The sequence below is a fragment of the Mesorhizobium sp. CA16 genome (assembly GCF_020165175.1).
GTDB lineage: Bacteria > Pseudomonadota > Alphaproteobacteria > Rhizobiales > Rhizobiaceae > Mesorhizobium.
The window spans coordinates 56,272-70,243 of the sequence record NZ_JAIUHP010000015.1; the positions used below are offsets into that span (position 1 = coordinate 56,272).

General features: G+C 63.7%; 14 protein-coding genes. 11 read left to right on the forward strand and 3 right to left on the reverse strand.

The annotated features are described in order from the left end of the window. The 3 genes from hslU (at position 1) to LB525_RS20515 (ending at position 2,949) form a co-directional block, all read left to right on the forward strand. Positions 1-1,311, forward strand: coding sequence for an ATP-dependent protease ATPase subunit HslU (gene hslU, locus LB525_RS20505; protein WP_224546353.1), 1,311 nt, complete (start codon positions 1-3; stop codon positions 1,309-1,311). A gap of 142 nt (positions 1,312-1,453) precedes the next feature. After that, a complete protein-coding gene (locus tag LB525_RS20510) occupies positions 1,454-2,488 on the forward strand; it encodes a DUF1402 family protein (RefSeq protein WP_411971035.1) in 1,035 nt (344 codons plus the stop codon). A gap of 173 nt (positions 2,489-2,661) precedes the next feature. Then, positions 2,662-2,949, forward strand: coding sequence for a GIY-YIG nuclease family protein (locus tag LB525_RS20515; RefSeq protein WP_224546357.1), 288 nt, complete (start codon positions 2,662-2,664; stop codon positions 2,947-2,949). Positions 2,950-3,097: 148 nt separating this feature from the next. Here LB525_RS20515 and LB525_RS20520 read toward each other — a convergent pair whose 3' ends face one another. The 3 genes from LB525_RS20520 to LB525_RS20530 are packed head-to-tail and all read right to left on the reverse strand — an operon-like array spanning position 3,098 to position 5,784. Then, the gene (locus tag LB525_RS20520) at positions 3,098-4,327 is read right to left on the reverse strand and encodes an NAD(P)/FAD-dependent oxidoreductase (protein ID WP_224546359.1); all 1,230 of its coding nucleotides are present in this window, start codon (positions 4,325-4,327) and stop codon (positions 3,098-3,100) included. A gap of 5 nt (positions 4,328-4,332) precedes the next feature. Then, entirely contained in the window at positions 4,333-4,647 is a 315-nt protein-coding gene (locus tag LB525_RS20525; RefSeq protein ID WP_140674315.1) for a MocE family 2Fe-2S type ferredoxin, read from the reverse strand. 30 nt (positions 4,648-4,677) lie between these two features. Then, positions 4,678-5,784: a fatty acid desaturase family protein gene (locus LB525_RS20530; RefSeq protein WP_224546361.1), complete on the reverse strand. Its 1,107-nt coding sequence runs from the start codon at positions 5,782-5,784 to the stop codon at positions 4,678-4,680. A 172-nt stretch (positions 5,785-5,956) separates the two neighbouring features. Here LB525_RS20530 and LB525_RS20535 point away from each other — a divergent pair, with 172 nt between their 5' ends. The 8 genes from LB525_RS20535 to LB525_RS20565 all read left to right on the forward strand — a co-directional run bounded on the left by LB525_RS20535 (position 5,957) and on the right by LB525_RS20565 (position 13,959). Next, the gene (locus tag LB525_RS20535) at positions 5,957-6,988 is read left to right on the forward strand and encodes a LacI family DNA-binding transcriptional regulator (protein ID WP_224514940.1); all 1,032 of its coding nucleotides are present in this window, start codon (positions 5,957-5,959) and stop codon (positions 6,986-6,988) included. 478 nt (positions 6,989-7,466) lie between these two features. After that, positions 7,467-8,408, forward strand: coding sequence for a sugar ABC transporter substrate-binding protein (locus tag LB525_RS20540; protein ID WP_224546363.1), 942 nt, complete (start codon positions 7,467-7,469; stop codon positions 8,406-8,408). A gap of 181 nt (positions 8,409-8,589) precedes the next feature. Continuing rightward, positions 8,590-9,666 (forward strand): ABC transporter permease, encoded by a 1,077-nt coding sequence (locus LB525_RS20545; RefSeq protein ID WP_224546365.1) that lies wholly within the window; start codon positions 8,590-8,592, stop codon positions 9,664-9,666. 2 nt (positions 9,667-9,668) lie between these two features. Beyond that, a complete protein-coding gene (locus tag LB525_RS20550) occupies positions 9,669-10,439 on the forward strand; it encodes an ATP-binding cassette domain-containing protein (protein WP_095768022.1) in 771 nt (256 codons plus the stop codon). A 77-nt stretch (positions 10,440-10,516) separates the two neighbouring features. Next, on the forward strand, positions 10,517-11,509 hold the full coding sequence (gene iolG / locus LB525_RS20555) for an inositol 2-dehydrogenase (protein ID WP_140843573.1): 993 nt from the start codon (positions 10,517-10,519) through the stop codon (positions 11,507-11,509). A 302-nt stretch (positions 11,510-11,811) separates the two neighbouring features. Next, a complete protein-coding gene (locus tag LB525_RS20560; protein WP_224546367.1) occupies positions 11,812-12,606 on the forward strand; it encodes an SDR family oxidoreductase in 795 nt (264 codons plus the stop codon). 45 nt (positions 12,607-12,651) lie between these two features. Then, entirely contained in the window at positions 12,652-12,777 is a 126-nt protein-coding gene (locus tag LB525_RS28585; protein ID WP_263492840.1) for a hypothetical protein, read from the forward strand. 90 nt (positions 12,778-12,867) lie between these two features. Continuing rightward, complete coding sequence (locus LB525_RS20565) at positions 12,868-13,959, forward strand: 3-deoxy-7-phosphoheptulonate synthase (RefSeq protein ID WP_224546369.1); 1,092 nt, start codon at positions 12,868-12,870, stop codon at positions 13,957-13,959. Positions 13,960-13,972 lie beyond the last annotated feature (13 nt).

Here is a 13,972-nt window from a genome sequence, read left to right on the forward strand (position 1 = left end):
ATGAGCACATTTTCTCCCCGCGAAATCGTTTCGGAACTCGATCGCTTCATCATCGGCCAGAAGGACGCCAAGCGCGCCGTGGCCATTGCCTTGCGCAACCGCTGGCGCCGCCAGCAGCTGGAAGGCCAGATGCGCGAAGAGGTGATGCCGAAGAACATCCTGATGATCGGCCCGACCGGGGTCGGCAAGACCGAGATCTCGCGGCGTCTGGCGCGGCTCGCCGGCGCGCCCTTCGTCAAGGTCGAGGCCACGAAATTCACCGAGGTCGGTTATGTCGGCCGCGATGTCGAGCAGATCGTGCGCGATCTCGTCGAGGTCGCCATCGGCCTGACGCGCGAGAAGATGCGCGAGGACGTCGCCGCGCGCGCCCAGATCAACGCCGAGGAACGCGTGCTGGAAGCGCTGGTCGGCAAGACGGCGAGCCCGGCGACCCGCGACTCCTTCCGCAAGAAGCTGCGCGACGGCGAGCTCGACGACAAGGAGATCGAGATCGAGGTGGCCGACACCGGCACCGGCGGCATGCCGGGCTTCGAGATCCCCGGCATGCCGGGCGCCAATGTCGGCGTCCTCAACATCAACGACATGCTTTCGAAGGCGATGGGCGGCCGCAGGACCAAGACCCGCAAGACCACGGTGCGCGATTCCTATGCGCTGTTGGTCAACGACGAGTCCGACAAGCTGCTCGACCAAGACGAGGTGGTGCGCAGGGCGCTGGAATCGGCCGAGAATGACGGCATCGTCTTCCTCGACGAGATCGACAAGATCGCCGCCAGGAGCGACATTTCGGGCGGCCCGTCGCGCGAAGGCGTGCAGCGCGACCTGCTGCCGCTGGTCGAAGGCACCACGGTCGCGACCAAGTATGGGCCGATCAAGACCGACCATATATTGTTCATCGCTTCGGGCGCCTTCCATGTCTCCAAGCCTTCCGACCTGCTGCCGGAGCTGCAGGGCCGCCTGCCAATTCGTGTCGAGCTGCGCGCGCTGGAGAAGGCGGATTTCATCCGCATCCTCACCGAGACTGAGGCTAGCCTCATCAAGCAGTATATCGCGCTGATGAAGACCGAAGGCGTCGAGCTGACCTTCACCGACGACGCCATCGATTCGCTCGCCGGCATCGCCGTCGACCTCAACGCCAGCGTCGAGAATATCGGCGCCCGGCGCCTGCAGACGGTGATGGAGCGTGTGCTGGACGAGATTTCCTACGACGCGCCGGACCGCCACGGCACGGCGGTCACCATCGACGCCGCCTATGTCGAGAAGCATGTCGGCGACCTGTCCAGAAACACCGACCTGTCGCGGTTTATTCTTTAAGCTCTATCTGGGTTTCGGGCTGGCCTTCGAGCCGGCCTGAAACGCCCGCCCAATGCCCCGATTTCGGGCCGGCTCAGGCCGGCCTGAAACGCCCTTCGAATCCAAAGTGTGGCCAAATGGAAGCATCTGGCCACCATTTTCGCTGACAGCTCGAAGCCGTCTCTCGACTCTGCCATGCGCTTTACCTAGTTTGCCGCGCATTCGAAGGCGGCGGCGTATGAAGAAACTTATCCTGCTTTTTCTCGGCATGGCCCTGGCGGCGGCGGTGGCGACCGCCGATGCCGCGACCATCGTGCCCCCAGGCAACCGCAACAGCGTGCAGCCGGATATTCCAGGCGCCTCCAGCCGGCGCACTCAGGCCACCAACACCACCTTCCAGGCCAAGTACCGCAAGGTCTACGCGCTGTTGCAGAACGACGCCGAGCTGCGCGGCAAGATCAGGAAGGCGGCAGCAGCCTACGGTATCGATCCCATGCATATCGTCGGCGCCATCGTCGGCGAGCATACCTACAATGTCGACGCCTACGACCGTCTGCAGACCTATTACGTGAAGGCGATCTCCTATTTGTCGAGCAAGCTCTCTTTCGCCTATCACGGCGAGGACGTCTCGGATTTCATCCAGCGGCCGGAATTCGAGAAATGCGCCGGCATGGACGACAGCTACGACCTTTGGGAATGCCGCGAGCAGGTGTGGAACCGCGCCTTCCGCGGCAAGAGCGTCGGCGGCGAGGATTTCCCCAACGATCGCTTCGGCGCCACCTTCTTCCAGCCTTATTATGCCGGCCAGACCTTCGGCCTCGGCCAGTTGAACCCGCTGACTGCGTTGCAGATGAGCGACCTCGTGCACAAGGTCTCGGGCTTGCCCAGGCTCGACGTCGGCGATCCCAACGCGGTCTATAAGACTATCATGGACCCGGACCTGACGCTGCCTTACGTGGCCGCGACCATCAGGAAGTCGATTGACGCCTACCGCGGCATCGCCGGCTTCGACATCTCGAAAAATCCGGGCCTCACCGCCACGCTCTACAATGTCGGCAACCCCGAAGAGCGCGCTTATGCTCTGAAGGCCGAGAACGACAAGCGCCGCGCCGCCGGCGAGCCGGAAAGGCTGCCCGAGGAAAATTATTACGGCTGGCTGGTCAACGACAAGCTGGATGAGTTGAAGGCGCTGTTTTAGGGCGTCACATTCGCGCTGCCCCTCAAGACCCGCGACCCCATCCTTTCGTCATTCTAGGGCGGAGCAAGGAGCGAAGCGACGCGCGCAGACCCTAGAATCCATGCCGTGACATTGGCCGGAGAATGCAGCGGTCCAGAATAGCCGCCGATAACGGCGCCAGCTAAGATCGCCAGATGACCGGCTATGTCTACATGACCGCAAGCCAGAAAGGCGGCACGATCTATATCGGTGTCACCAACGACCTGGCGCGTCGGATGTCGGAGCACAAGACTGGCCAAGGCTCCAGCTTCACCAGCCGCTATGGTGTGCAGCGTTTGGTCTGGCACGAGGAGTATTTCGACCTCGCCGATGCCATTCAGCGTGAGACGTCGTTGAAGCGCTGGCCACGGCGATGGAAGGTCGAGCTCATAGAGAAAGCCAACCCGGAATGGTTCGAGCTCTTTCGCGGAATTGGCTGGTGATCGTTCTGCGCCGCTGCGGTGCTCGTGCGTCACGGCATGGATTCTAGGGTCTGCGCGCGTCGCTTCGCTCCTTGCTCCGCCCTAGAATGACGAAGGATATGCCGGCAGGCAGATGAGGGGCAGCGCGACCTCCCGCGATTAGGGAAAATCACGCCGCCAGCAGCGACTTCAGCTTGACCGCTTGCGAGCCGAGCGCTTCCGGCGCCGGGCTCGCCCGCTTGGCGATCAGCATTTCCGCCAACCGGATGTCGCGCGCCACCGCATTGCCGGGGCCGATGCCGCTGGCGGCCACCAGCCTGCCATCCTCGGCCAGATGGAACAGGATGAAGGCGCCGTCGTCGAGGTCGCGCCGCACGATACTCTTGCCTTCGTCCGACAGCCCGGCGATCTGCAGGGTCAGCCCATACTGATCCGACCAGAACCACGGCACGGCGGCATGCGCCTCGCCGGCGCCCAGCATGTTCTTCGCGGCCAAGGCGCCCTGTTCCTGGGCGTTGCGCCAGGCTTCGAGGCGCACGCGCCGTCCGCCATAGACGGCGAGCGGGAACGAGCAGCAATCGCCGGCGGCGAAGATATCCGGGTCGGCGGTGCGCAAATATTCGTCCACGGCGATGCCGTTGTCGATGGCCAGCCCCGCCTCAGCGGCAAGCGCGGTCACCGGCACGGCGCCGATGCCGATCACCGCGAGATCGGCGACGATGGCCTGCCCGTCGGCCAATGTGATGCCGACCTCCGCGCCGTCATCGGCAATCGCCGCGATCCCCTGGCCGGTGCGGATCGCAACGCCCTCGGCCTCATGCGCCTTGTGGATGATCTCGGCGATCTCGGCCGGCACGCCGCGCATCAGGATGCGCGGCTGCGCCTCGATGACGGTGACGGCCGCGCCTAGCTTGCGCGCCGCGGCGGCAAGCTCGAGGCCGATGAAGCCGCCGCCGATAATGGCGACGCGGTTGCCGGCGCCGAGATGAGCGCGAATGGCCAAAGCGTCGTTGAACGTCCTGAGATAGACGCAACGCCCCCCGAGACCCGGCATCGGCAGCGTGCGCGGCACGGATCCGGTCGCCAGCAAAAGCTTTTGATATGGCAGGGAGGATCCGTCCGACAGTTGCACGACATGCGCGGCACGATCGACCGCGACGGCCCGGACGGAATGGATGTGGCGGATCGAGCGTTCGGCGAACAGCGCGTCGGTGGCGATCGCCTTGATGGCCGGCGCCTCGCCGGTCATCGCTTCCTTCGACAGCGGCGGCCGCTCGTATGGCAGATGCGGCTCATCGCCGACCAGCGTCACCGGCCCCTCGAAGCCGAGATCGCGCAGGGCGAGCGCGGCGCGCCCGCCGCATTCGCCGGCTCCGATGACCACCATTCCTCCCGTCATCAGCGTCACCCGACCTGAACAAGAACTTTGCCGGCGTCGACCTTGACCGGATAGGTCTTGAGGTTGACGCAGACCGGCGCGCCGCGCGCGTCACCGGTCTTGTAATTGAAGCGGCCGTTGTGCTTCGGGCATTCGATGATGTCGTCCATCACCAGCCCGTCGGCCAGGTGCACCTTTTCATGCGTGCACAGCCCGTCGGTCGCGAAATATTCGTCGTCGGGGCTGCGGTAGATGGCGAAGGTGCGGCCGGCATGGTCGAACCGCATCACGTCCTCTTCGTCGATGTCTCCGGCCGCGCAGGCCTCGACCCAGTCGCTCATCTCGTTCTCCGCGAAAATCGGTTGGTTACGCTACTCGGCCGCGGCCGCCACCGGATTGTCGTTGTGCAGCTCTTCCCGGTAGGGCTTCGCCGTCGGCGGCAGCGCGCGCTTGAGGAAATAATCCTCGTTGCGCAGCTGGCGCAGGAAGGCCGGGATCATCTCGCGATAGCCGGCCAGGATCGACGGCGTCGGCGCCGGCAGATCGTGCTTGATCATCTCGTGCAGCTTCGGCAGCGCGTGATAGGGCACCATCGGGAACATGTGGTGCTCCACATGGTAATTCATGTTCCAATAGATGAAGCGGCTGATCGGGTTCATGTAGACGGTGCGGCTGTTCAGCCGGTGATCGATGACGTTCTCGGCCAGCCCGCCATGCTGCAGCAGTCCGGTCATGACGTGATGCCAGGCGCCGTAGAGGCGGGGCAGGCCGATCAGCAGCGGCGGCAGCCAGGAATGCAGATAGAGCGCCGGGGCGATCGTCGCGATATAGATGGTGAGCCATATGCGGGCGACGCGGATGGCCTTCGGCTGTTCCTGTTCGGGGATGAAGGTCTTTTCCGCCGCGCTGATGACGCCAGCAGCGTTGCGCAGCATGTCGGTCATGGCATGCGAGGCATCGAGAATGCCGAAGAAGTTCAAGACGACGCGCAGCAGATCCGGCGGCCGCATGACGGCGATCTCCGGGTCGCGGCCGACGATGATGGTGTCGGTATGGTGGCGTGTATGGCTCCAGCGCCATGTCACCGGATTGCGCATGATCATGAAGCAGGCGAGCTGGTAGACGGCGTCGTTCATCCACTGGGTGCGGAAGGCGGTGCCATGGCCGCATTCGTGCCAGCGGGAATCGGTCGAGGAGCCGTAGAGCGTGCCATAGACGAAGAAGAATGGCACGCACCACCAGCTGCCCCAGAACCAGGCACCGCCCGCGCCGCTGAGGATCAGCGCGCCGAGCCAGATGATGGTGTCGCGGATCGCCGGCTGGTCGGAGCGCTGCATCAGCTCCTTCATCTGCTTGCGCGGGATCTCGGTATGGTACCACTCGGCCGCCGCCAGCCCGTTCTCGACCGCGAGGTTGGCGTCGCGGCCGGTCAGGCTGTAGTCGCGTGGCGACGCCGACGAAGACGTCATGGCAGTCATTGAGCTTCCTCCAACAGCGCCTGGCGAACGGTTTAGCAGGTCTGGGCTCGTTCATGGCCGGCTTCCACTTCACCATACCGCCGGCTCATGATAGTCTCAACATCAGGAAGATAGTTTCTATCATTTCCTATCAGAGTGAGATATGCTGAGTCGGACAAGCAATGGAGCATTCATGGCAAAGCGGCCGACCATTAGCGATCTCGCGCGCGTCTCGGGCGTCAGCGTCGCCACCGTCGACAGGGTGCTGAACAGCCGCCTGCCGGTGCGCGAGGAGACGGCGCGCCGGGTGTATGAGGCCGCCACCGAGATCGGCTACCACGCGGCGGGGCTGATCAAGCAGCGCATGCGCCAGGAATTGCCGGAATACCGGCTCGGCTTCCTGCTGCTGAGGGGCAATGACGTCTTCTATGGCGATTTTGCCAGGGAGCTCGAGCTGGCGGTTTCGCAGTCGCAACGTTTCCGTGGCACTGCCGCGATCGACTTCGCCACGTCGCTGGCGCCCGATGAGATTGCGGGCCAGATGCGCAGGCTGGCGGCCAAGTCGAGAGCCATCGCCGTTGTCGGTCCGGATCACCCGACGCTGACGGCGGTGGTGGAGGCGCTGAAGGCGAGGGGGCAGCCGGTCTTCTCCCTGCTGTCCGATTTTGCCGCCGGCATCCGCGAGGGCTATGTCGGTCTCGACAACCGCAAGGTCGGACGCAGCGCCGCATGGATGATCGCCAAGGCCGCCAGGAAGCCGGGCAAGGTGGCGCTCTTCGTCGGCAGCCACCGCTTCCATGGCCACGAGCTGCGCGAGATCGGCTTCCGCTCCTATTTCCGCGAGCACGCGCCGGATTTCACCGTGATGGAGACGCTGGTCAACCTCGAGGCGAATGACGTGACGCATGACGCCATGCTCGATCTTCTGGCGCGCCATCCCGATCTTGCCGGTTGCTATGTCGCCGGCGGCGGCATGGAAGGCGCCGTCTCGGCGCTGAGAACGGCAAACCCGGCGGTTATGCCGGTCGTCATCTGCAACGAGATCAACGCCGTCTCGCGCGCAGCACTTGCCGACAACATCCTCACCATGGTGATCTCGACGCCGCTCGCCGCGCTCTGCCGGGAACTCCTGGGGCTGATGGCTCATGCCATCGAAAGCGGCGCCGCCAATGCGCCGGGGCAGACCTTCCTGCCCTTCGATATCTATCTGCCGGAAAACATCTAGAAGCTCCGCCGCAGGAATTGTGATCGGTCGCCCGTTTGCGTTGGCAGGCGGCACGCGTTGGAGATTGGTCGAAACGCCCATCGCGTCGATTCGCTCCTTGCTTCGCCATAGAATGACGAGGTTGGGGCGGCTTCAGCCAATTCCCGGCGTTTGCAATCGGGTCGATGTGAAAGAATCCATCAGGCTGATGGATTCTTTCATGGCGATTTGCTTCGATTCGGGCTCGGGTTTCGACGATCGGGACCGAAAAACCGGCCAATCTCGTCGGAATCGCCCTTGACGTTTCCAAAACGAAATGGAATGAATATTTCACTAACTAGGCTTTTTGGTTCTTTCGTTCCGGAACGCCTGTGCGAACGGAGGAAGAGGCGTTCCAGTCGAGTTGGGACGCCGTATGGCCGCAGGGAGAGATTCCCCGGGCAAACCGGGGATTCCGGTCCAAATGGGTGCAGCCGGACACCAAGTGGAGGAGAATAAAATGAAGAAACTGCTTTTGGGCGTCACGCTTTCGGCGCTGATGTGTTCATCCGCCTTCGCCGCCAAGATCGGCGTTTCGATGGCCAAGTTCGACGACAACTTCCTGACCGTGCTGCGCAACGGCATGATCGCGCAGGCCAAGGGCATGAGCGGCGTCGAATTGCAGGTCGAGGATGCGCAGAACGACGTGGCCAAGCAGCTCGACCAGATCAAGAACTTCGCCGCCTCGGGTGTCGACGCCATTATCGTCAATCCGGTCGATACCTCGGCCACCCAGGCAATGTCGGACGCGGCCGCCGCGGCCAAGGTCCCGCTGGTCTATGTCAACCGCCAGCCGGTCAATGTCGACTCGCTGCCGGACAACCAGGCTTTCGTCGCGTCGAACGAGGCGGAATCCGGCACCCTCGAGACCAAGGAAGCCTGCCGCCTGTTCAAGGAAGCCGGCAAGAAGGAAGCCAATGTCTACGTGATCATGGGCGAGCTCTCGAACCAGGCCGCGGTGCAGCGCACGAAGGACATCGAGGAAGTCATCGCCACGCCGGACTGCAGCTTCATCAAGATCATCGACAAGCAGACCTCGAACTGGGATCGTGACCAGGCGCAGAACCTGATGACCAACTGGTTGTCGTCGGGCAAGGCGTTCGATGGCGTCATCGCCAACAACGACGAAAGCGCCATCGGCGCCATCCAGGCGATGAAGGCCGCCAACATCGACATGAAGTCGGTGGTCGTCGGCGGCGTCGACGCCACCCAGGACGCGTTGGCCGCGATGCAGGCAGGCGACCTCGACGTGACGGTCTTCCAGGACGCTGCCGGCCAGGGCGCCGGTGCGCTCGATGCGGCGCTGAAGCTCGCCAAGGGCGAAAAGGTGGAACACAAAGTCTATATCCCGTTCCAGCTCGTCACTCCGGCGAACATCGACAAGTTCTTGAAGAAGAACTGAGGCGCGCCGGCGCAATTCCAGGAACGATTTTCGGTACGGAATTGCGTGAAGACAAACCGCGGGGTGGTGCCGCGACGCATCGGCCTGGCTGAAATCGGCTGCTGGCGAAGCGGCGCCGCTCTGTTCCTCTCCCGCCCGACAGGGCGGGAGAACGGGGCGCGGTCATTCGGAGGAAGAAGACGTGTCACAGACATCGCATGGCATTGGCGGGTTGAGCTATGACGCCAAGAAGCGTCCATGGCCGGCCGAGTTCAACGTGTTCCTGGCGCTGGTCATCCTCGTCGTCGCCTTCGAGCTGATCGGCCGCATCTTCCTCGGCGACAGCTTCCTGTTCAACACGCGCGAGAATGTGTCGGGCCTTTTCAACGAGCAGCGCCTGCAGATCATCATCCTGCAGGTCTCGATCGTCGGCATCATCGCCATCGGCGTCACCCAGGTGATCATCTGCGGCGGCATTGACCTGTCCTCGGGCTCCATCGTCGGCGCCACCGCCATGATCGCCATGAGCTTCGCGCAGGTTGCGACCGTCAACGGCAATCCCAATCCCAAGGCGATGTTCATCGACTATGGCTGGACCGACCTGCCGGTCATCGTGCCGGTGCTGGTCGCGATCGGCTGCGGACTGATCGCCGGCCTGATCAACGGCCTGTTGATCGCCTATACCCGCATTCCGCCGTTCATCGCCACGCTCGGCATGATGGTTACCGCCCGCGGCATCGCCAAATGGTGGTCGAAGGGCCAGCCGATCTCGTTCCCGACCGACAGCTTCGCGGCCATCGGCAAGGGCCTGATGCCTGTCGTCATCTTCATCTCGCTGGCGCTCCTGTTCCAGCTCATCCTGAGCTATACGAAATACGGCAAGCATTGCTATGCGATCGGCTCCAATGAGGATGCCGCGCGCATGTCGGGCATCAAGATTGCCAACCACAAGGTACTGGTCTATGCCATTGCCGGCATCCTGGCCGCCCTCGCCGCCGTGGTGCTGTCGTCCAAGAATCTCACCGCCCAGGCCGGCATGGGCGTCATGTACGAGCTCGACGCCATCGCCATGGCGGTCATCGGCGGCGTCTCGCTGTCGGGAGGCCGCGGCTCGATCATCGGCACCGTCATCGGCTCGCTGATCTTCGGCGTCATCATTTCCGGCTTCACCTTCCTGCGCCTCGACGCCTATTATCAGGAGATGGTCAAGGGCGTGATCATCGTCGGCGCGGTCGTTCTCGATCAATGGCGCCAGCGCCGCCGCGCGATAGGAGCTTGACCATGTCCGACATCGTTCTGAAGACCGAAAACCTCACCAAGCATTATGGCGGCGTGCACGCCTTGCAGGAGGCAAATTTCGAGCTGCGCAAGGGCGAGCATGTCGCCATCATGGGCGACAACGGCGCCGGCAAGTCGACCTTCGTGCGTCAGATCACCGGCGTCGAGCAGCGCACCGACGGCAAGATCTGGTTCGACGGCAAGGAGGTGAACTTTGCCGGCCCGATCGAGGCGCGCGAGGCGGGCATCGAGACCGTGTTCCAGAACCTTGCGCTGGCCGACGATCTCGACGTGCCGTCGAACCTGTTCCTCGGCCGCGAGAAGGTGCTCTTCAACCTCGGGCCGTTCTCGATTCTGGACCGCAAGGCGATGCGCAAGGCGACCGAGGCAGCGCTTGTCCGCACGGCGGTGAAGATCCCGAACCTGTCCAGCACCATCCGCCACATGTCTGGCGGCCAGCGCCAATGCGTCGCGATCGCCAGGACCGCGACCTTCGCCTCCAAGCTGATCATCATGGACGAGCCGACGGCGGCGCTCGGCGTGCAGGAAACCGCGCAGGTCGAAAACATCATCCGTACGCTGAAGGAAAACGGCGAGCCGCTGATCCTGGTCAGCCACAACATGCGCCAGGTGTTCGACCTGGTCGACCGCATCGTCGTCTTCCGCCGCGGCCGCATCGTCGCCAATTTGCGCAAGCAGGACACCGACGGCAACGACATCGTCGCCTACATAACCGGCGCCAAGACCGGACAGGCGGAACTGCAGGCCGCCTGACGGACGCCGCGACGGGATCAACCAATCATCCGCGCCGGCGCGCGGACAGCTTTCTGAACCATCTCGAAGGATATTCCATGACTCTCCGCTTCGCTCTTCTCGGCGCCGGTCGTATCGGCAAAGTGCATGCCCGCGCCGTCGGCTCAAATCCGCAGGCAAAACTGGTTGCCGTGGCGGATGCCTTCGAGAAAGCGGCGACTGAGCTCGCCTCCGCCTACGGCGCCGAAGTCCGCACGATCGATGCCATCGAGCAGGCCAAGGACATCGACGCCGTCATCATCTGCACCCCGACCGACACCCATGCCGATCTGATCGAGCGCTTCGCCAAGGCCGGCAAGGCGATCTTCTGCGAGAAGCCGATCGATCTCTCCGTCGAGCGGGTCGAAAAATGCCTGGCCGTTGTCGAGAAGACCAAGGCCACGCTGATGGTCGGCTTCAACCGCCGCTTCGACCCGCATTTCGCCGCCGTGCGCAAGGCGATCGACGACGGCGCCATCGGCACGGTCGAGATGGTCACCATCACCTCGCGCGATCCGGGCGCCCCGCCGCTCGACTACATCGCCCGCTCCGGCGGCATTTTTCGCGACATGACCATCCATGATTTCGACATGGCGCGCTTCCTGCTCGGCGAGGAGCCGGTGGCGGTCAGCGCGCACGCTTCAGTGCTGGTCGACAAGAAGATTGGCGAAGCCGGCGATTTCGATTCGGTCAGCGTCATCCTCGAGACCGCCTCCGGCAAGCAGGCCGTCATCTCCAATTCGCGCCGCGCCACCTATGGCTACGACCAGCGCATCGAGGTGCATGGCTCCAAGGGCATGGTCGCGGCCGAGAACCAGCGGCCGGTGTCGATCGAGCTCGCCAACGACAAGGGCTACACCCGCCCGCCGCTGCACGACTTCTTCATGACCCGCTACATCGACGCCTATGCCAACGAGATCGCCTCCTTCATCGCCGCGGCAACTGCCGGCAAGAAGGCGGCGCCGAGCGGCAAGGACGGGCTGATCGCGCTGAAGCTGGCCGACGCGGCCTTGCAGTCGGCCAAGACGGGCAAGACCATCCGCGTCGATTGACTTAATGAGGCAGGTATTTCGATGGCGGTCGGATTGTCCGTCTCCAGCGCTTGGCGATTAGCCGGAACGCTTATCACGTCGTCATCCTCGGGCGGAGCAAGGAGCGAAGCGACGCGGCGAAGACCCGAGGATCCATTCCGTGACGTTGAGGCGTTGCTTCGGTGCAGAATTCTGCGGCGCGGCACTCTTCGCGCGAGATCACGGAATGGATTCCAGGGTCTTCGCGACGGAGCTTCGCTCCTGCTTCGCCCTGGAATGACGAATCTCGCAAGACCATCGAAACGTAACCAAGGAGCACAGCGATGAACGGTTTGGCCGGTCGCAATTCGGAAACGCGCGCCATCGTCACCGGCGGCGCGCAGGGCATCGGCTTCGCGGTTGCGGAAGCCTTGGCCGACGAGGGCTGCCGCGCGCTGGCGCTGGTCGGCCGCTCGCAGGAGAAAGGCGACAAGGCGGTCGCGGCACTGAAGAAGAGCGGCGTCGACGCCATCTTCATCAGCGCCGATGTCGCCAAGGTCGCCGACTGCAAGCGCGCCGTCGAGACCGCGATCAAGCATTTCGGAACGCTGAACGCGCTGGTCAACGCCGCCGCCACTTCCGCGCGAGGCTCGCTGGTCGAGACATCGGAAGAACTCTTCGACCAGATCTTCGACACCAATGTCCGCGGCCCCTTCTTCCTGATGCAGGGCCTCGTCGCGCATCTCCTGGAGCGCAAGGCGCCGGGCTCGATCGTCAACGTGCTGTCGATGTCGGCGCATGCCGGCCAGTCCTTCCTGACCCCCTATTCGACCAGCAAGGGCGCGCTGATGACGCTGACCAAGAACGTCGCGAGCGCTTATCGGCGGAACCGCATCCGCTGCAATGCGGTGCTGCCGGGATGGATGGACACCGAGGGCGAGGCGATCGTCCAGAAAAAATGGCACGGAGCGTCGGATGACTGGTTGGAGAAGGCCGAGGCCGCGCAGCCCATGGGCCAGCTGGTCAAGCCCGCGCAGCTTGCCCGGCTGATCACCTATATGCTGAGCCCCCAGGCCGGTGTGATGACCGGCTCGTTGGTCGATTATGACCAGAACATTGCCGGCGTGATCGGGGAGTAGAGCAATTCCAGGAAAAGTGTGAGGCGGTTCCCGTTCGGAATTGCGTTGAACGAGACACGTGACAAGCGCTTCGGCATCGACTATATGAGCCGCATGATCCACCTGACCGCCTCGTTTTGGTACTTTAGCTACGGTAGCTCGCTGGCGGCGGGAGGATTGCGCTCGATCTGAAAACTCCAGATCGAAAATCCGACAAGCCGCCAGACCTGGCGGCTTTTTTTGTTTCAGCCGGCAGGTCTCCTAAACCAGGAGCAGAAAGCCGTGTTGACCACCACAGACGACCTTCGGGTCACCGAAATCAGAGCCTTGAGCACGCCGGACGAGGTGATGCGCGAGATACCGCGCTCGCTCACGGCGACGCGCACCGTTGCCGCTTCGCGCAACGCCATCCATTCGATCCTCTCGGGGGCCGACGATCGACTGCTTGTCATCGTCGGCCCATGTTCAATCCACGATCCGGTCGCGGCCGTTGACTATGCCAGCCGTCTGGCGGCGCTGCGCGAGGCCCTGGCCGACCGGCTCGAGATCGTCATGCGCGTCTATTTTGAAAAGCCGCGCACCACGGTCGGCTGGAAGGGCCTGATCAACGATCCCGACCTCGACGGCAGCTTCAACATCGAAAAAGGGCTGCGCATGGCGCGCAACGTGCTGTCGGCCGTCAACAATCTCGGCCTGCCGGCGGCGACCGAGTTCCTCGACATGACCATCCCGCAATACATCGCCGACCTCGTCGCCTGGGGCGCCATCGGCGCGCGCACCGCCGAAAGCCAGATCCATCGCGAGCTGGCCTCGGGCCTGTCCTGCCCGGTCGGCTTCAAGAACGGCACCGACGGCAATCTCAGGATCGCCGGCGAGGCGGTGAAGTCCGCCGCCCAGCCGCATCATTTCATGGCGGTGACCAAGGGCGGCCGCAGCGCCATTGCGGCAACCACCGGCAACGAGGATTGCCATGTCATCCTGCGCGGCGGCGTCGCGCCGAACTATGAGGCCGCAAGCGTCGAGGCCGCCGCGGCCGAGCTCGTCCGCATCGGCATCGCGCCGCGGCTGATGATTGATGTCAGCCACGCCAACAGCGCCAAGAAGCCGGAGAACCAGCCGAAGGTCGCGCATGACGTGGCGGGCCAGGTTGCCGCGGGCGACGAGCGCATCATCGGCGTCATGATCGAGAGCAATCTCGTCGCCGGCCGGCAGGACGTCGTGCCCGGCAAGCCGCTCGTCTACGGTCAGAGCATCACCGACGGCTGCATCGACTGGGCGACCACGGAAACGGTGCTGCACGGCCTCGCCGGCGCGGTCGAATGGCGCCGGTCGGTGAAGCGCGAGATGCTTGCCAGCCGGCAGGGCGCGGCTTGAGCGAAATGGAGAG

What these genes read in the sequence shown, in the direction of transcription:
- LB525_RS20535 (WP_224514940.1), top strand. Translation starts at nt 5,957, where the DNA reads ATGGCAAAGCGGCCGACCATTAGCGATCTCGCGCGCGTCTCGGGCGTC.
- LB525_RS20515 (WP_224546357.1), top strand. Translation starts at nt 2,662, where the DNA reads ATGACCGGCTATGTCTACATGACCGCAAGCCAGAAAGGCGGCACGATC.
- LB525_RS20520 (WP_224546359.1), bottom strand. Translation starts at nt 4,327, where the DNA reads ATGACGGGAGGAATGGTGGTCATCGGAGCCGGCGAATGCGGCGGGCGC.
- hslU (WP_224546353.1), top strand. Translation starts at nt 1, where the DNA reads ATGAGCACATTTTCTCCCCGCGAAATCGTTTCGGAACTCGATCGCTTC.
- LB525_RS20560 (WP_224546367.1), top strand. Translation starts at nt 11,812, where the DNA reads ATGAACGGTTTGGCCGGTCGCAATTCGGAAACGCGCGCCATCGTCACC.
- LB525_RS20540 (WP_224546363.1), top strand. Translation starts at nt 7,467, where the DNA reads ATGAAGAAACTGCTTTTGGGCGTCACGCTTTCGGCGCTGATGTGTTCA.
- LB525_RS20525 (WP_140674315.1), bottom strand. Translation starts at nt 4,647, where the DNA reads ATGAGCGACTGGGTCGAGGCCTGCGCGGCCGGAGACATCGACGAAGAG.
- iolG (WP_140843573.1), top strand. Translation starts at nt 10,517, where the DNA reads ATGACTCTCCGCTTCGCTCTTCTCGGCGCCGGTCGTATCGGCAAAGTG.
- LB525_RS20550 (WP_095768022.1), top strand. Translation starts at nt 9,669, where the DNA reads ATGTCCGACATCGTTCTGAAGACCGAAAACCTCACCAAGCATTATGGC.
- LB525_RS20530 (WP_224546361.1), bottom strand. Translation starts at nt 5,784, where the DNA reads ATGACTGCCATGACGTCTTCGTCGGCGTCGCCACGCGACTACAGCCTG.